Below are 15,394 nucleotides of genomic sequence, written 5' to 3'. Positions count from 1 at the left end.
GGCCCTTGGCCTGCTCGAACGCCTCCGTGATCGCCGCCTTGAGCTCGGCATGCGGATCGGGCCGGTCCAGGCGGGCCTGGTGATAGAAGAACGTCGAGCGGGTCAGGCCGGCGACCGCCAGCAGCACCGGCAGCGGAAACTCAGCCTTGAGGGCGGCGATGATCTGGGTTTTCACCCTCGCCCCTGCTCCCTCAAGGCCCGCAATTTTTTCAGGTAGGCGACTTCCGCGGACAGCAGCAGGTTCTCCGCCCGCAACCGTTCCAGCTCACTGTCGGCAGGCGCGGACGCACCACCGGCAGGACGGCCCTTCCGCTTGGGCCGCAACGCTTCCTCGCCCTCACTGCGATACGCCCGACCCCAGGTCTCGACCAGCTTGGGCGAGGACAGACCGTGCTCGCGCGCCAGCTCGAGCGCCGTCGCCTCACCACTGACATACCGGCGCACGACCTCGAGCTTGAACTCGAACGTGAACGACGGCTTGCCCGGCTTCCTCATCAGCGCTCCCGCGCTCCGCAGCATCCAACGATCACGCAAGCGTCGCACCGCCGTCGGCGACACACCCAACCGGGTCGCCACAGCCTTCGCGCCATACCCGTTCTCGAACAACACGACAGCGGATGCCCGCTCCCGCTCAGACAACGAACTACCTGGATGCACCCCACCACTCCCCGGAGAGCCGGAACTGGATTCCCAGTCCAACTTCCGGGGAGCGGTTCAATGAAGGCGCCCTTCATCGACCGCTAGCTGGTCGGGAAGTTGTCCGGGGTGCGGATGCGTTCACGCACCCAGACGCCCGCCGGCTTCAGGACGCCGGTTCCGGCGAACGTGGTGCCGGAGCAGGTGCCGGTCTTGAAGACCGCGCCGGACAGACCGTCGTCGGAGTAGTTCCAGTTGGCCCAGGAGATCTTCTTCTGGGCCATCAGATCCAGGTACTTCTGCGACATCGTGAAGTCGTTCGACCCGCCACCGGACGACGTCTGCGTGCCGTACTCGGTCACGAACACCGGGACCTGGCTCGACACCCGGTCGAGGACGCTGAGGTAGGCGTCCTTGTGCGAGGCCGCGTAGAAGTGGAACGAGTACATGAAGTTGGTCGCGTTGACCCTGTTGTTCAGCACCACCGACGGGTCCTCGCCGTCGGAGTGGCCGAAGGTCGACCAGCCGTGGGTGCCCGAGACGATGAGGCTGTCCGGGTCGATGTTGCGGATGACCGGGATCATCTGTTCCGCGTAGGACTTGACCTTCGCCCACGACACGCCGTTCGGCTCGTTGGCGATGTCGTAGATGATGTTGGTCTTGTCCTTGTGCCGCTGGGCGATCTCGGTGAAGAACGTCTTGGCGCGGGACAGGTTGTAGTTCGGGTCGCCCGGCGAGAGCTGGTGCCAGTCGACGAGGACGTAGATGCCGCGGCGCGTGGCTTCCTCGATGTAGCCGTGCATCATGTCGGTGAACTTGCGCGGGTCGGTCTCGTACCCGTCCTCCTGGATGTACATGGCGACGCGGATGAAGTCCGCGTTCCAGTCGTTCACCAGCGCGTCCCACCACTGGGACTTGGCGCACTGGTGGTACCACTGGATGCCGTGCGTGCTCATGCCGCGCAGCTGGATCGGCTTGCCGTACTGGTTGCACAGCTGGACGCCGCACACACGCAGCAGGCCGTTGATGTCGTGCGGCCTGGTGCCACCGGGAGTTCCCGGCGTGGTCTTCACGGTGATCGAGTTGGACGCGCCGGACAGGTTCCCCGCCGCGTCACGCGCCTGCACGGTGAAGGTGTACGAGGTGTCCGGAGTGAGGCCCGTGACGGTGTGCGTGGTGCCGGTCGCGGTCTGCCCGTTGGACAGCACGTACCCGGTCACGCCCACGTTGTCCGTGGACGCGTCCCACGCCAGCGTGATCGACGACGCGGTCTGCGCCGTGGAGCGCAGGTTGCCCGGCGTCGACGGGGCGACCGTGTCCGGAGTGCCGGACGGTGGTTCGACGTCGAGCCGGTCGAGGTTCGGGCCGCCGTTGGACGTGGTGGCGACCGTCTTGATGGTGTTGGTGCCCGCGGTGAGGTTCACCGTGGTGGTGCGGGTCTGCCAGGTGGTCCACGCGCCGGTGCCGGGGAACGAGAGCTCGTCCGCCGCCAGCGAGCCGTTCACCGAGATGTCCATCGGGCGGTTGGCCGTGGTGCCGTTGGCGAACCGGAACGTGAGCGTCGCCTGGCCCGCGCTCGGCGAGGTCACGGTGAACTCGACGGAGCTGCCGACCTCGTTGTCGTAGTTGACGAAGCCCGTGCCGGTGAAGCCGGCGTGGTTGGACTCCACCAACCCGTTCGCGATGGTCGCGTTCTCCGCCTGGTACTGGACGGGGGCGGCGACCGCGACAGCAGGGACGGCGAGCGCTAGTGCTGCGGGTAGGACCAGGAACAGGGATCTGGCCACAGGTGCCTCCTGTGTGAGGGAACAGCAGGGCGCGGCGGCGATTTAGTTAAGAAGGTTTCCTATCTGTTGTGTGTTGCATCACAGCACTGGACCACTGGTCCTGTCAACAAATTCGCGCGACCGGAACTGGGCCGGTCGGGCATCCTCACCTGCGATGCGATCCACAGTCACCGTGACACCAGCACAGCTTCCGGAGGTGCTGCTGCACGTCGCCGTCGTCCGACCGGTCTTCCTCTGGGGAGCACCGGGCATCGGCAAGTCCTCGCTCGTCCGGGAGTTCGCCGCAGAGCTGGGCCTGGAGTGCGTCACGCTGCTGGGCACCCAACTCGCGCCGGAGGACCTGATCGGAGTTCCGGAACTGGTCGGGGGCCGATCCCGGTTCGCGCCGCCGGAAACGATCGCGCGGCACGACCCGTACTGCCTGTTCCTCGACGAACTGAACGCGAGCAGCCCCGAGGTGCAGAAGGCGTTCTACTCGCTGATCCTCGACCGCCGGATCGGCTCCTACGAGCTGCCGAAGGGCTCGATCGTGATCGGTGCGGGCAACCGCGCGGTCGACAACGCCCTGGCGCGCCCGATGGCGTCCGCACTCGTGAACCGCATGGTGCACGTGCACCTCACCGCGTCGTCGCGCGACTGGCTGGCGTGGGCGCGCGAGAACGGCATCCACCCGTGGGTGCTCGAGTACCTGACCCAGCGCCCGGACCACCTGTGGAGCGCGGCGCCCAAGGTCGAGGAGACGTTCTCCACGCCGCGCGGCTGGCACATGCTGTCCGACGCGCTGCACTCGTTCGGCGAGGACATCTCCGAGGAGCTGCTCGGGGTGCTGGCGTTCGGCACGGTCACCGCGAACCACGCGTCGATGTTCAAGGCGTACGTGAAGACCGTGCGGCACGCGTACGGCCTGGAGGCCGTGCTGCGCGGGGACGCCCGCTGGCCGTCCGCTCCCGCCGACCGCGACCTGCTGTACTTCCTGGCCGAGGCGTTCCGCGCGCGTCTGGTCAAGGAACTGCCGCACGACAAGGCTCACGCACCGGCGGCGGGCAAGCAGCTCGCGCACCGCGGCAAGGCGTTGCTGCTGGAGCTGGCCGAACTGTCGTTGGAGATCGCGCAGATGGTGATCGCCGCCGACGACGACGGCAATCCCGTGCTGCCCGCGTGGTTCCTCGTCGAGGTGACGCGCGATCTGCCGCGTCTGGTCGCTGCGCGCGCATGAGCCGTCGTGCGCGCGCAGATCCCGCCGCGGAGGCGTTCGCGGCGGCGGATCGGCGGGTGCACAACCATCCGCTGTTCGCGGCGCTCGGCGGCTACCTGCGGCGGCAGTCCGAGCACGCGTGGGCCGACATCTCGCTGGACGGCACGCTGCTCGCCCATCCGCAGCGGAAGGCGAGCGAGGACGAGTGGGCGTGGGTGTTCGCGCACTGCCTGCTGCACCTGGGTTTCGGCACCGACTCCTGTGACGACGTGCTGGACTTCCAGCCCGCGCTGAAGTTCGGCAGCCGCCCGTCGTCGTGGGAGCCGGGCACGTGCGTGCGCGGTGGTGCGTCGAAAGACCCGGAGAAGTGGGCGCAACGGTTCGCCGCAGGACTTTCCAACGCCGCCGTGGCCGCGATCGACGTGGCCGGCGGCGCGCGTTCGTCGTTGACCGATTCGCGTCCGGCTCGCACCGAGTGGGATCTCGCGCTGGGCTGGTTCGTGTCGTCCTACCCGTTGCTGGGCGCGCTGGCGTCGGCGATGACAGTGGTGGCGGACGCGGAACTGGCACGGGGCTGGGACATCGCGATCGCGGCGGTCTCCACGGCCTCGGCGGAGATCTACGTGAACCCGCTCGCCGGGCTGTCCCGGCAGGAGTGGCGTTTCGTGCTGGCGCACGAGATGTTGCACGCGGCGCTGCGCCACTGCGACCGGGTCGGCGGCCGCGATCCGCACCTCTGGAACGTCGCCGCGGACTTCGTCGTCAACGGCTGGCTGGTCGAGATGGGAGTGGGCGCGGCACCGGAGGGCGTGCTGCACGACCCGTCGTTGCGCGGGTTGTCGGCGGAGTCGGTGTACGACCGGATCGCCGTGGACCTGCGGCGGTACCGGAAGCTGCTGACGTTGCGGGGCCGTCAGGGCGACCTGCTCGGCGAGCCGCTGCGCGGGCCGGCGGACATCACGGACCTCGACGAGTTCTACCGGCGGGCGCTGCTGACCGGGCTGAGCTACCACACGTCGTCCCGCGGCCTGCTGCCCGCCGGGCTGGTCGAGGAGATCCGCGCGCTGGAGCACCCGCCGCTGTCGTGGGACGCGCAGCTGGCGCGCTGGTTCGAGGAGTTCGTTCCGGCGCTGGAAAAACGGCGCACCTACGCCCGTGCGTCGCGCCGCCAGGCGTCCACTCCGGACATTCCACGGCCGGGCTGGGTGCGGCCGGAGACCTTGTCGTCGCGACCGACCTTCGGGGTCGTGCTGGACACCTCCGGCTCGATGGATCCCAAGCTGCTGGGCAAGGCTCTGGGCGCGATCGCTTCCTATGCGGCGGCCCGCGACGTGCCGGCCGCGCGCGTGGTCTTCTGTGATGCGATGGCATACGACGCCGGATACGTGCCCGTCGAGGACATCGCGGGCAGGGTGAGGGTGCGCGGGCGCGGCGGCACGGTGCTGCAGCCCGGAATCGACCTGCTCGAACGCGCGCCCGACTTCCCATCGTCCGGGCCGATCCTGGTCATCACCGACGGCGCGTGCGACGTGCTGCGGGTCCGGCGCGAGCACGCCTTCCTCATCCCGGCGGGCGCGCACCTGCCGTTCCGCGCCCGTGGTCCCGTGTTCCGGATGTCCTGATGGAGATCGCGTGCGACGAGTCGGGTTCCGAGGGCGAGAAGCTCGTCGGCGGCGTCACGGCGGTCTTCGCGCACGCGGGTGTCCGGATGTCGCTGGACGAAGCGTCCTCGTGCGTCGAGACGTTGCGTTCGATGATCAAGTCGCCCGCGCTGGAGTACAAGGCGAACCACCTGCTGCGCGCGAAGAACCGCTGGGTGCTGCTGTGGTTCCTCGGGCCTGACGGGCCGCTGGCGGGTCGCGCCCGCGTGCAGCTCGTGGACAAGCGGCGCTTCCTGGCCGCACGGGTGCGCGCGGAGTTCGGTGCCGTGTCGGAACCTCTGGAGCACTACAACGACCTGCTGCGCGCCCGCGGCCCGCGCGGGACGCTCGACCCGTTGTTCCCGGCGATCCTGCGGGCCGTGGCGCAGTGGGACGGGCCGGTGTCGATCGTGCACGACCAGCAGCTGTCGTTGACCGACGGGCGGATCCGACAGCTGAAGGAACTCGCGCCACGCCTGGAAAGCCTGACGCTGGTGGACTCGCAGCACGACGCGCGCGTGCAGGTGGCCGACTTCCTCGCCGGAATCGCACGCCGGGTCGCGGAGGAGGAGCTGAACGGACGGCCCGATCGCGAGGTCATCGAGTTGCTGATGCCGTACGTCGCCGGACCTGTTGGCGCGACCCAGAACGTCGGCGAGTAGTGCACCGCCCCGTACATCCAGGACGAGGACGTGGGGGCGGCACCGCGATGCGTCCGTCTGCCTCCGAATTCCCCGGCACCGTTCTGCGCCGCGCAACTACGATGTGGCATGCCTGATGCGATTTTCGCCGACCCGCGGTTGGCCCGGATCTACGACGCCTTCGACGGCCCGCGCGTGGACCTGGACCTGTACCTCGGGATCGCCGCCGAGCTGAAGGCGTCCCGCGTGCTCGACGTCGGGTGCGGCACGGGGTCCCTGGCGGTGCTGCTGGCCTCGTCCGGCCTCGAGGTCGTCGGGGTGGACCCGGCCGCGGCGTCCCTGGAGATCGCGCGGGCCAAGGACTCCCGCGTCACCTGGCTGCACGGGGACGCGACCTCCCTGCCCCCGCTGTCGGTCGACCTCGCGACGATGACCGGGAACGTGGCGCAGGTGTTCCTCGGTGACGACTGGGAGGCCACGCTCCGAGGCGTGCGCGGTGCGCTGCGCCCCGGCGGGCACTTCGTGTTCGAGACCCGGCGACCCGAGCGAAGGGCCTGGGAGGACTGGGCGCGGGCGAAGCCGCGGGTGCTGGTCGGCGTGCGCGAGCAACTCGAACTGCTCGGCGTGAACCTGCCGTTCGTGTCCTTCCGCCACACGTACCGCTTCCCGGACGGGTCGGAGGTCGCGTCGGACACGACGCTGCGGTTCCGGTCGCGCGCCGAGGTGGAGGCGAGCCTGGTCCACTGCGGCTTCACCGTCGTGGACGTCCTGGACGCGCCGGACCGCCCCGGCAAGGAGTACGTGTTCGTCGCGCGGAAATAGGATCGCCGCATGGCGTTCGGCTACATCGGCTCGATGAGGACCAAGCCCGGCCACCGCGACGACGTGGTGGCGATCCTGACCCGAGGCCAGGCAGGCCTGCGCGAGGCCGGCTGCCGGGTCTACGCGGTGGGGCTCGACCCCGAGGACGAGGACAAGATCTGGGTCAGCGAGGTGTGGGAGTCGGCGCGGCACCACGCCGACTCGTTGCAGCTGCCGGAGACGAAGGCGGCGATCGCGGAGGCGATGCCGATGCTGACCGGGGAGTTCACCGGGCAGAAGGTGGAGGTCGTCGGCGGGCTGGGCATCGGCTGACGCCCAGCCCGCGGAGAAGTCCGATCTCACGGGCGCGTCGTGGCGAGACGATCGCCTGCGCTAGAACGCGATCGAAGTCCAGTAAGTCGATCCGAAGGTCGGCTCGTAGAACTGGAACTCAAGCCGGAAGGTCGTACCGTCCTTGACGTTTGAGGCGATGACCATCCAACCGTTGTTCTCGTCGTCGTAGTAGTACTTCCAGGCGCTTTGGCAATAACCCGCTCTGACGAAGCAGACGCGGATGTTTGCCTGGAAGCGCTCGTCCCCGCTGCTGGAGCGGAGGATGAAGTTGATGTCCCGGCATCGCTTCGTCGTGGTGTAGGTGCCGGACGCCGATGGCAGGAGGACATTGGCCGGGCTGCCAGTGACCACTCCATCCACCCCGTTGTCGAGGCACGGGCCGGGTGCCGCCGACGCGGTCGCCGGCACGGGACCGAGAGCGAACACGGGCAGCAGGGCGAGCAGTCCCGCGAGTCGCGTCAGTCGCTTGGACATGCGGACTCCCCCGTCACCGGATGCTCAGGCACGGGTAGCCGATGCGCTGCCCGTTCTCCCAGCCCGACACGCAGTACTTGCCGACCACGGCAGGCACGTCCCACTCCTGGCGGTTGGGGTGGGACCCGGCGTACCACCGCTTCGTGTCACCGTGCCGGTAGAGGCCGCCCGGCCCGACGAGGTCGAAGTTCCCTTCGAAGCTGGTGTTGCGCGCCCAGGCCTGGATGTACACACGACCACCGGACGGCGTCGACAGGAACATGCAGACGTTGCCGTTGCAGCCCGTGGCCTCCATCGGACCGATTCCGGCCGGTGCGGCGCTCACCGAATTCGGCAGCAACACGGTCATTCCCAACAGGACCATCGCGAAAATTGCCGTGACCATCTTTCTCATGTGCGTTTTCCATCCTTTCAAGACTTCGGTGAACGCCATCCTCTTGCCGGGGCGAGTTCAGCACTCCTAAGGTGACCGCAGAAGGCGTCAGAACAAGTCCGCACAAGTCAATACAGCCACGCGAAGACCATTCGACCGAAAAGTCCCTACGGTTGCGCCAGGAGACCCACGTGAGTGGCGAGAACGGCCCAGCTCCCTCAGCCGTGACGACCAAAAGGGACTTCGGCCACGCGTTGACAATTCGGAGGGAATCCGCCGGTCTGACCGTCCGGGACCTGGCCAGGAAAGCCGACGTCCCCTCGGGCACGATCAGCGGCTGGTGCACCGGAAGACACCTTCCCACGCTGACCCAGAAAGCCATGTTCCAACGCCTTCTTGCGACGTGCGGCGTAACCGAGGGCGCCGAAATGCAGGAATGGGTCGACTGTTGGCTCCGACTGCGGCGGCCGTTGGGGCAGAAGGGGCCGGAAGCGCCCTATCGCGGGCTCGAACCGTTCCAGCCGGAGCACGCCGAGTGGTTCTTCGGGCGAAAGCAGCTCACCGAAACGCTCGTGCGTCGCGTCACCAACGGTTCGTCAAACCCGCTGATGGTCGTCGGTCCATCGGGTTCGGGGAAGTCCTCGGTGTTGCGCGCCGGTCTCGTGGCCACGTTGGGCGTGGACTGGCACACCGTGCTGATCACGCCGGGGCCGCATCCCCTCGCGGCGCTGGCCGAACTGGACGTGGCCGAGGACGCCACCCGGCGCGGACTGCTCGTCGTCGACCAGTTCGAGGAGATCTTCACCGTCTGCGCCGACGCCGAGGAGCGGGACGCGTTTCTGGCCGAGATCCAGACGCTGTCCCAGGACGGGATGCGCGTGGTCGCGGGTCTGCGCGCCGACTTCTACCCGGACGCGCTCAAGCTGTCGGTGCTCGCGCAGGCCTTGCAGGACAACCAGGTCACGGTCGGGCCGATGACCGAGGACGAGCTGCGGCAGGCCATCACCGAGCCCGCTCGCGTCGCGGGCATGGAGTTCGAAGACGGGCTCACGCACGTGCTGCTGCGCGATCTCGCACCCGCGGACGGTGACGCGGCGAGCGCGCTTCCCCTGCTGTCGCACGCGTTGCTGGCCACGTGGGAGCACGCCGAGCGGACGATGACCATCGCGGACTACGTGGCGACGGGCGGAATCCACCGCGCCATCGCGCAGACCGCGGACGCCGTCTTCACCGATCTCGGCGACGCCGACCGTGCTCTGGTGCGGCGGTTGTTCCTGCGGCTGGTGCACGTGGGCGACAACTCTCCCGACACTCGTCGGCGGGTTCCGCTGGACGAACTGACCGACGACCGGGCGCGTGAGGTGCTGGGACGCTTCGTCGACCGCCGGTTGGTCACGGCGGACGCGGACGGCGTGGAGATCAGCCACGAGGCGCTGTTGCGGGCCTGGCCCCGGTTGCGGCAGTGGATCGACACGGACCGGTCCGGGCACCGGCTGCACCATCGGCTCACCGAGGCCGCCCGGCAGTGGCAGGACTCCGGACACGACCCCGACGCCCTCTACCGCGGGGTGCGGCTCGAGGCGGCGCTCGACTGGATCGGCGGCCAGGACCACGAGCTCAACCAGCTGGAGCAGCAGTTCGTCGACGCCAGCGTCGAGGCCGGCAGGGCCGAACGCCTGCGCGAGCAACGCAGAACGCGCCGACTGCGTGTGCTGGCCGCGGCGCTGGGTGTCCTGCTGCTCGTGGCGGTGGCGGCCGGTGGCTACTCGGTGCAGCAGCGCGCGACGGCCGAGCGTGAACGCAACCTGGCACTCTCCCGGCAGATCGCGGGCACGGCCAACCGGTTGCGCGACAGCGATCCCGCGCTCGCCGCGCAGCTGGCGGTGGCGGCGTACCGCATGGCGCCGACGGTCGAGGCGAGGTCCAGCGTGCTCGCCGTGTCCGGAAGCCCCGGGGTCACCCGCGTGGTGCGCCCAGGCGGCGCGCTGCAGGCCGTCGCCGTCAACCCCGCCGGAACTCTGCTGGCCGCCGGAGGAGCTGTGCGGTCCGACACCGCACTGTTGTTGTGGGACCTGCGAAACCGGCCGGTGCTGCTGGGGCCGCCGCTGACCGGGCACACCGCGCCGATCTACGCGGTGGCGTTCTCCCCGGACGGCACCACGGTGGCCACGGGCTCGGCAGACAGAACCGTGCGGCTGTGGGACGTCTCCGATCCAGCGCACCCGAAGCCCGTCGGCGGACCGCTCACCGGAGCGCGCGACGACGTCCTCGCCGTGGCGTTCAGCCCCGACGGCACCGTCCTGGCCGCCGCAGGGCGTGACAAGACCGTGCAGCTGTGGGACGTCCACGAACGTCCTTTCCCGATCGGCGCACCGCTCACCGGAGCGGCGGGCGACGTGCAGTCGGTCGTCTTCGCACCCGCCGGGAACCTGCTGGCGGTCGCGGACGCGGGCCGGGCCGTGCGCGTCTGGGACATCACCGACCGGCAACGCCCGCAGCCGGTCGGTTCTCCCCTGGAGGTGCCGAGCCGGGTCAACGTCGTCTCCTTCAGCCCGGACGGCACGACGCTCGCCGCCGGCAGCAACGACGGCGTCGTCCGGCTGTGGACCACGACCGACACCGGTCCGGCGTTCACGGGACAGCTCGCCAGGGAGTCCGGCTGGATCAACGCGATCGCGTTCAGCGCGGACGGCAGAACACTGGCCGCGGCCAGCGCCGCCAACAGCGTGCAGGTCTGGGACCTCTCCCGCCGCGCGCTGCTGCTCGACCTCCCCCACGCCGAACCGGTCACATACGTCGCGTTCCGCGAGCACGACCGGGTGCTGTACACGAACGGCGCCGACGGCATCGCGCGCCGGTGGCTCGTGCCCGGCCCGCAGATCTCCACGGCACACCGCCAGGTCACCGGGCTGGACTTCCACCCCCACCGTCCCCTGCTGGTCGGCGGCGGCACGGACCTGCAGCTCTACGACGTGACGGACCGGAACCGGCCCACACCGGTCGGTCCGGCGCTGAGCGCGCCATCCGGCACCGACCGCCTGGTCGGCACCGTCTCCATCAGCCCGGACGGGCGCACCGTCGCGGCCGCGAGCAGGGCCGGGAACACCGTGCTGCTGTGGGACATCACCGACCTACAGCGACAACCCCTGCGGCTGACCGGCCACACCGCGCTGATCAAGCACGTCACGTTCAACCGCCGCGGCGACCTGCTCGTGAGCACCAGCGAGGACCGCAGCATGCGCCTGTGGGACCTGACCGACGCGCGGAACGTCCCGGCGCCGATCGTCCTCGACCCCGGCATCGGCTACGTCTTCGCCGCCGAGTTCAGCGCGAACGACCGGCTGCTCGTCGCCACCGGGCAGGACGGAGACATCGCGCTGTGGGACGTGAGCGATCCCCGGCACCCCACCGCGATCGGCGAACCCTTCCCGGCGGCCGCGGACGACGTGCGTTCGCTCGCGATCAGTCCTGACAGCCGCACCCTGGCCGTCGGCGTCGCGGACGGCACCGTGCGGCTGTGGGACATCGAGACACCCTCCGCCCCCGCGCCGCTCGGCCGCCCGATCACCGGCCCCGACGGCTACATCCACGCCCTGATGTTCAACGCGGACGGGTCGGTGCTCACCGGCGGCGGGGCCGGCCAGACCTGGCTGTGGAACGTCGCCGACCGAGAACGGCCGCGCACGACGGCGATCCTCCCCACGCCGAAACCGACCACGTGGAAGCTGCAGTTCAGCCCCGACGGCCAGACCCTCGCGACCGCCAACGGCAACATCCAGCTCTGGGACACCGATCCCGACCGTGTCGTCCGCACGATCTGCGCGAACGCGGGAGACGAGATCACGCCGTCCGAGTGGGAGAAGCACGTTCCCGGCGCGGCGTACCGGCCCATCTGCCCTAGCTGACCAGGGCCGGCTGCCTCCAGGCGTGCACCAGCCACGGCAGGATCCGCGGCAACCGGTCGGCGACGATGTCGTGCAGCACCAGCACGATCCGCCCGGACCGCTCGGGCCCGGCGTCCAGCCACACCGTCTGCATCAGGACACCGGTCCGCAGGTCGAGCCCCGCCTCCGCCTCCGCGAGGGCAGCGGGGGTGGCGGCGACGGGGTCGGTCACCTCGTGGTGGACGAAGCCGGAACGACACAGTTCGGGATGCAGTTCCACCAGGGAATCCATGGCGGCGGCCAGGCGTCCCACGCCCAGGCCGGCCCGAACCTGCACCGTCATCGCTCTCACATTAGGAGAGCCTAACCTAGGTTCGCGTTGTGCTCACTGAGTCGCAGGACACGGTTCAGCAGCTCCGCGAGGAGGTCGCAGGTCCCGCGCCAACCTCGCCGACCGCGGGCCCGTGCTCAGTAGCCGTCGCCTCCCCAGAACTGCTCCTCCAGCATGTCCGCCGTCCCCGCCAGGAGCTGGAGCGGGTCGGTGAACTCGTGGATGTCGAGGTCCACCAGCGGCAGTGAGTGCCGGACCACGACGTGCTCGCCCATGATCGCGAGGCCGCACGCGACGGTCGACCTGCCGACCTCCTCCAGCACCTCGCGCAGGTTCACGTCCTTCGCGAGGCCGCACGGCGAGGCGATCTGCACCCACTCGTGCATCTTGTCGAGGACTTCCCGGACGATGATCACGACCTGTGTGCGATCGTCGTCGCCCTCGTCGTCGTCCCCGAACGTGAAGAGGACCCTCAGCTCCTCACCGTCGTCGTGGATGACGTCGTACTCGGCGCGGACGTAGTCCGCGAGGTCTCCCCAACTCGCCATGGCGCAACCCTACTGGCCGCGATCGCCCACAGCCCGACCACCAGCACGGCGCCGACCTCCGCGATGAGCAAGATCCTCTCGATGTAGCCCAACGGGAACACGCGCCACCACCGAACGTCCGAGGCCACACCCATCACAATGGCGTAGAGGACCGGCATGAAAGCGACAACGCTCAACAGACCGGACGCCATCGTCCACCTGGCGTGTCGGCCCCACACGTGGTCCTTCAGCCACGGTCGCGCCAGCGCGATGATCGCGACGGGCAGGCTGACGAACGCGAGCATGCTGCCGAACCGGTGGATGCTGCCGCTGACCTCGTTGGTGCCCATGGCCCAGTTGGTCTTCGGGAACGCCACCACGAGCAGCAGGCCCACTGACCACAGGACCAGCGCGATCGAGCCGGCGGACCGCCACCTGGCCAGCCCCTTGTGGACGAGGGCGACGAGGATGGCGAGGGAACCGGCGGCCAGCAGGAGCACGGCGACGTCGAAGACCGGGCGGTAGTCACCCAGCGCGTACTCGCTGATCGTGCGGCGCAGCGGGCCGACGGTCAGGTCGAGCAGACCGACCATGGCCACCGTGGCGACGACGGCGAGCGAGCCGCCGGTGGCGGCCAGACGAGGAATCAGCACATATCGGTCAACGCCGGAGTTCACCCGCGGGGTTCCTGGGTTCAGGAAGCCGACAGGTTCACCGCCCTGAGCCACTCCACGTCGAACTCCGGGCACCACCGGTCCAGCGTCGCGAACCGGCCCTCGAGCTCCTACCTCAGCGCGACGGCGGCCTCTTCCTCCACCGCTTCGGCGACGGCGTTCAGGGCCGGCGAGTCGAGCTTCCACTGCTGCCAGTACAGCGGCACGGACACCGTGCGGCCCGGTGCCAGGTCGACCAGGCCCTCCTGCAGCTGCTGCGGGGGCACCATGCCCCAGCCCAGGCCCGCCACGATCGCCCGCACGTACACCTCGGACGACGGCACGTGGTGGCGGTGTTCCGAGGCGCCGCGGCCGCGGGTCAGCGTGCGCACGAAGCGGTCCTGGAGGTCGTCGTTGCGGTCGAAGACCACGACCGGTGCGTCCGGCAGCCACGACTTCGGCGGGCCGTCGGCGAAGCGGTCCACAAAGGACTGCGATGCCATTGCGGCGTAACGGATGTGGCCGAGCCGTCGCACCGAGCAGCCCGCCACCGGCTCGCGGGAGGACGTCACGGCGGCCATCACCAGACCTTGCCGCAGCAACGCCGTCGTGTGGTCCTGGTCCTCGCGGTGCAGGTCGAACGCGATCTTCAACGACGACGGGACCCGTTGCAGGGCGGGGAGGAACCACGTGGCGAGCGAGTCGGCGTTCACCGCGATCGGCACCCTCACCACGGCGTCCGAGCCCAGGGCGGTGTCCAGGTCCTGGTCGAGGGCGAGCAGTTGCCGACCGTAGCGGACGATCACCTCCCCCGACGGCGTCAGCCGCACCGGGCGGGCACGCACCAGCAGCACACGGCCGGTGCGCTGCTCCAGCGCCTTGATGCGTTGGGAGACAGCCGAAGGCGTGACGTGCAGCGCGGTCGCGGCGGCGTCGAACGTGCCCGCGTCGACGACCGCGAGCAGCGTGCGCACCAGGTCGAGGTCCATCACAAGCGCTAATGGTACGTAAGAATCTTTAGCTGGTCTCATCAAGACGGCGTCCATACCGTCAACGGTGTGACTGACCTGCTGCTCGGCTTCGGCACCATGATGACCCTGATCGTCGCGATCGGCGCGCAGAACGCTTTCGTGCTGCGCCAAGGACTTCGGCGCCAGGCCGTCGCGAAGGTCGTCGCCGTGTGCGCCGTGTCGGACGCGATCCTCGTCGCGGTGGGCGTCGCCGGGTTCGGCGCGGTGGTGAAGGCCTTCCCGCAGGCGATCACGGTCGCGGCGGTCGTCGGCGGCGTTTTCCTGCTGGGGTACGGGTTTCTGGCGGCACGTCGAGCGTTCAAACCCCAGTCGATGAACGTCGAGGCAACGGGAACCGGCAGGCCCGTGCTCACCGCGCTCGCGCTGACGTGGCTCAACCCGCACGTCTACCTGGACACGCTGCTGCTGCTCGGCTCGATCGCGGCCGGCCGGTGGCTGTTCGGGGTCGGCGCGGTCACCGCGAGCGTCACGTGGTTCGTCGCGCTCGGGTTCGGCGCCCGGCTGCTCAGCCCTCTGTTCGCGAAGCCCCGCGCGTGGCGGGTGCTGGACGGCCTGATCGCCGCCGTGATGACCGCTCTCGGGGTGGCCCTGATCGCCGGGTGGTGATCATCACCGCCACCGCCGACACGGCCAGGACGCCGGTCGTCACGGGCGCCGCGGCGCCGGTGAGAAGGGACGCCGAAGCGAGCCCCGCGCTGACGAGAGCACCGATGACGACGCGCGGCCGAAGATCACCCACGTTGATCACCCTAGACCACGACACGCCCATGTTGGGTGGTGATCCAGACCCCACCACCACATGTAGTATCTGCCGCGCTGGTGGTTCACCGGCCCGGAGCACCGGGCCGATGAGGCAAGAGGGAACCCGGTGAGAGTCCGGGACTGCCCCGCAGCGGTGAGTGGGAACGAAAGCCGTCAACGAAGCACTGGGTGACCCCTGGGAAGCGACGGCCGGTAGGAGCACGCAAGGCGCCCACGAGTCCGAAGACCTGCCACCGGTGTGCGCGCAAGCCTGCGCGCACGACACGGTGCCTCGAGGGAGGGCAGCTGTGTGCCCTCAGTGGCGC

The 15,394-nt window shown here is 69.5% G+C and carries 15 protein-coding genes, 2 pseudogenes and 1 riboswitch; of the genes and pseudogenes, 8 read left to right on the top strand and 9 right to left on the bottom strand.

Annotation, left to right across the window (positions count from 1 at the left end):
- Window positions 1–171: 171 nt before the first annotated feature.
- From AOM45_RS48010 to AOM45_RS50385, 3 genes and pseudogenes are all read right to left on the bottom strand, one after another.
- A complete protein-coding gene (locus AOM45_RS48010) occupies window positions 172–495 on the bottom strand; it encodes a helix-turn-helix domain-containing protein (RefSeq protein WP_236703849.1) in 324 nt (107 codons plus the stop codon).
- A 33-nt stretch (window positions 496–528) separates the two neighbouring features.
- Window positions 529–657: pseudogene (locus AOM45_RS54090) on the bottom strand (helix-turn-helix domain-containing protein); the annotation flags it as partial.
- Window positions 658–740: 83 nt separating this feature from the next.
- The gene (locus AOM45_RS50385; protein ID WP_081902830.1) at window positions 741–2,423 is read right to left on the bottom strand and encodes a cellulase family glycosylhydrolase; all 1,683 of its coding nucleotides are present in this window, start codon (window positions 2,421–2,423) and stop codon (window positions 741–743) included.
- Between the two features lie 154 nt (window positions 2,424–2,577).
- Here AOM45_RS50385 and AOM45_RS48000 point away from each other — a divergent pair, with 154 nt between their 5' ends.
- The 5 genes from AOM45_RS48000 to AOM45_RS47980 all read left to right on the top strand — a co-directional run bounded on the left by AOM45_RS48000 (window position 2,578) and on the right by AOM45_RS47980 (window position 7,033).
- A complete protein-coding gene (locus AOM45_RS48000; protein WP_030473932.1) occupies window positions 2,578–3,639 on the top strand; it encodes an ATP-binding protein in 1,062 nt (353 codons plus the stop codon).
- Window positions 3,636–5,240 carry a vWA domain-containing protein gene (locus AOM45_RS47995; RefSeq protein WP_030473931.1) on the top strand — a complete coding sequence of 535 codons (1,605 nt, stop codon included), beginning with the start codon at window positions 3,636–3,638 and terminating at the stop codon, window positions 5,238–5,240. The genes AOM45_RS48000 and AOM45_RS47995 overlap by 4 nt, the downstream gene beginning before the upstream one ends.
- Window positions 5,240–5,920: a DUF3800 domain-containing protein gene (locus AOM45_RS47990; RefSeq protein ID WP_051784811.1), complete on the top strand. Its 681-nt coding sequence runs from the start codon at window positions 5,240–5,242 to the stop codon at window positions 5,918–5,920. Before AOM45_RS47995 ends, AOM45_RS47990 begins: the two co-directional genes overlap by 1 nt.
- Window positions 5,921–6,028: 108 nt before the next feature.
- Window positions 6,029–6,721 (top strand): class I SAM-dependent methyltransferase, encoded by a 693-nt coding sequence (locus tag AOM45_RS47985; protein ID WP_030473929.1) that lies wholly within the window; start codon window positions 6,029–6,031, stop codon window positions 6,719–6,721.
- Between the two features lie 9 nt (window positions 6,722–6,730).
- Window positions 6,731–7,033 (top strand): putative quinol monooxygenase, encoded by a 303-nt coding sequence (locus AOM45_RS47980; RefSeq protein ID WP_030473928.1) that lies wholly within the window; start codon window positions 6,731–6,733, stop codon window positions 7,031–7,033.
- A 60-nt stretch (window positions 7,034–7,093) separates the two neighbouring features.
- Here AOM45_RS47980 and AOM45_RS47975 read toward each other — a convergent pair whose 3' ends face one another.
- Window positions 7,094–7,528: a hypothetical protein gene (locus AOM45_RS47975; protein ID WP_030473927.1), complete on the bottom strand. Its 435-nt coding sequence runs from the start codon at window positions 7,526–7,528 to the stop codon at window positions 7,094–7,096.
- A 13-nt stretch (window positions 7,529–7,541) separates the two neighbouring features.
- The gene (locus AOM45_RS47970; RefSeq protein ID WP_030473926.1) at window positions 7,542–7,922 is read right to left on the bottom strand and encodes a hypothetical protein; all 381 of its coding nucleotides are present in this window, start codon (window positions 7,920–7,922) and stop codon (window positions 7,542–7,544) included.
- 71 nt (window positions 7,923–7,993) lie between these two features.
- Between AOM45_RS47970 and AOM45_RS53975 the strand changes: the two are divergent.
- Both AOM45_RS53975 and AOM45_RS47965 read left to right on the top strand, forming a co-directional pair.
- Window positions 7,994–8,329 (top strand): annotated as a pseudogene (locus AOM45_RS53975) (helix-turn-helix domain-containing protein); the annotation flags it as partial.
- The gene (locus AOM45_RS47965; protein WP_059363091.1) at window positions 8,330–11,806 is read left to right on the top strand and encodes an nSTAND1 domain-containing NTPase; all 3,477 of its coding nucleotides are present in this window, start codon (window positions 8,330–8,332) and stop codon (window positions 11,804–11,806) included.
- Here AOM45_RS47965 and AOM45_RS47960 read toward each other — a convergent pair.
- The 4 genes from AOM45_RS47960 to AOM45_RS47945 form a co-directional block, all read right to left on the bottom strand.
- Window positions 11,799–12,128: a condensation domain-containing protein gene (locus AOM45_RS47960; protein WP_030473924.1), complete on the bottom strand. Its 330-nt coding sequence runs from the start codon at window positions 12,126–12,128 to the stop codon at window positions 11,799–11,801. The genes AOM45_RS47965 and AOM45_RS47960 overlap by 8 nt on opposite strands.
- Before the next feature lie 125 nt (window positions 12,129–12,253).
- Window positions 12,254–12,664 (bottom strand): type III secretion system chaperone family protein, encoded by a 411-nt coding sequence (locus tag AOM45_RS47955; RefSeq protein ID WP_030473923.1) that lies wholly within the window; start codon window positions 12,662–12,664, stop codon window positions 12,254–12,256.
- On the bottom strand, window positions 12,589–13,320 hold the full coding sequence (locus AOM45_RS47950; RefSeq protein WP_236704107.1) for a DUF998 domain-containing protein: 732 nt from the start codon (window positions 13,318–13,320) through the stop codon (window positions 12,589–12,591). Before AOM45_RS47950 ends, AOM45_RS47955 begins: the two co-directional genes overlap by 76 nt.
- A 107-nt stretch (window positions 13,321–13,427) precedes the next feature.
- Window positions 13,428–14,285, bottom strand: coding sequence for a LysR family transcriptional regulator ArgP (locus tag AOM45_RS47945; RefSeq protein WP_030473922.1), 858 nt, complete (start codon window positions 14,283–14,285; stop codon window positions 13,428–13,430).
- A 99-nt stretch (window positions 14,286–14,384) separates the two neighbouring features.
- Between AOM45_RS47945 and AOM45_RS47940 the strand changes: the two genes are divergently transcribed.
- Window positions 14,385–14,933, top strand: a complete 549-nt coding sequence (locus AOM45_RS47940; RefSeq protein WP_051784812.1) for a LysE/ArgO family amino acid transporter — start codon at window positions 14,385–14,387, stop codon at window positions 14,931–14,933.
- 197 nt (window positions 14,934–15,130) lie between these two features.
- A riboswitch (cobalamin riboswitch) is annotated at window positions 15,131–15,338 on the top strand.
- The last annotated feature ends 56 nt before the right edge of the window (window positions 15,339–15,394 follow it).

The sequence above is a fragment of the Lentzea aerocolonigenes genome, from assembly GCF_000974445.1.
Lineage (GTDB): Bacteria > Actinomycetota > Actinomycetes > Mycobacteriales > Pseudonocardiaceae > Lentzea > Lentzea aerocolonigenes.
Note: the sequence above shows the minus strand (reverse complement) of the source record. Positions and strands in the feature narration are given on the sequence as shown.

What these genes read in the sequence shown, in the direction of transcription:
- AOM45_RS48010 (WP_236703849.1), bottom strand. Translation starts at nt 495, where the DNA reads ATGAGGAAGCCGGGCAAGCCGTCGTTCACGTTCGAGTTCAAGCTCGAG.
- AOM45_RS48000 (WP_030473932.1), top strand. Translation starts at nt 2,578, where the DNA reads ATGCGATCCACAGTCACCGTGACACCAGCACAGCTTCCGGAGGTGCTG.
- AOM45_RS47995 (WP_030473931.1), top strand. Translation starts at nt 3,636, where the DNA reads ATGAGCCGTCGTGCGCGCGCAGATCCCGCCGCGGAGGCGTTCGCGGCG.
- AOM45_RS47990 (WP_051784811.1), top strand. Translation starts at nt 5,240, where the DNA reads ATGGAGATCGCGTGCGACGAGTCGGGTTCCGAGGGCGAGAAGCTCGTC.
- AOM45_RS47985 (WP_030473929.1), top strand. Translation starts at nt 6,029, where the DNA reads ATGCCTGATGCGATTTTCGCCGACCCGCGGTTGGCCCGGATCTACGAC.
- AOM45_RS47980 (WP_030473928.1), top strand. Translation starts at nt 6,731, where the DNA reads ATGGCGTTCGGCTACATCGGCTCGATGAGGACCAAGCCCGGCCACCGC.
- AOM45_RS47975 (WP_030473927.1), bottom strand. Translation starts at nt 7,528, where the DNA reads ATGTCCAAGCGACTGACGCGACTCGCGGGACTGCTCGCCCTGCTGCCC.
- AOM45_RS47970 (WP_030473926.1), bottom strand. Translation starts at nt 7,922, where the DNA reads ATGAGAAAGATGGTCACGGCAATTTTCGCGATGGTCCTGTTGGGAATG.
- AOM45_RS47965 (WP_059363091.1), top strand. Translation starts at nt 8,330, where the DNA reads ATGCAGGAATGGGTCGACTGTTGGCTCCGACTGCGGCGGCCGTTGGGG.
- AOM45_RS47960 (WP_030473924.1), bottom strand. Translation starts at nt 12,128, where the DNA reads ATGACGGTGCAGGTTCGGGCCGGCCTGGGCGTGGGACGCCTGGCCGCC.
- AOM45_RS47955 (WP_030473923.1), bottom strand. Translation starts at nt 12,664, where the DNA reads ATGGCGAGTTGGGGAGACCTCGCGGACTACGTCCGCGCCGAGTACGAC.
- AOM45_RS47945 (WP_030473922.1), bottom strand. Translation starts at nt 14,285, where the DNA reads ATGGACCTCGACCTGGTGCGCACGCTGCTCGCGGTCGTCGACGCGGGC.
- AOM45_RS47940 (WP_051784812.1), top strand. Translation starts at nt 14,385, where the DNA reads ATGATGACCCTGATCGTCGCGATCGGCGCGCAGAACGCTTTCGTGCTG.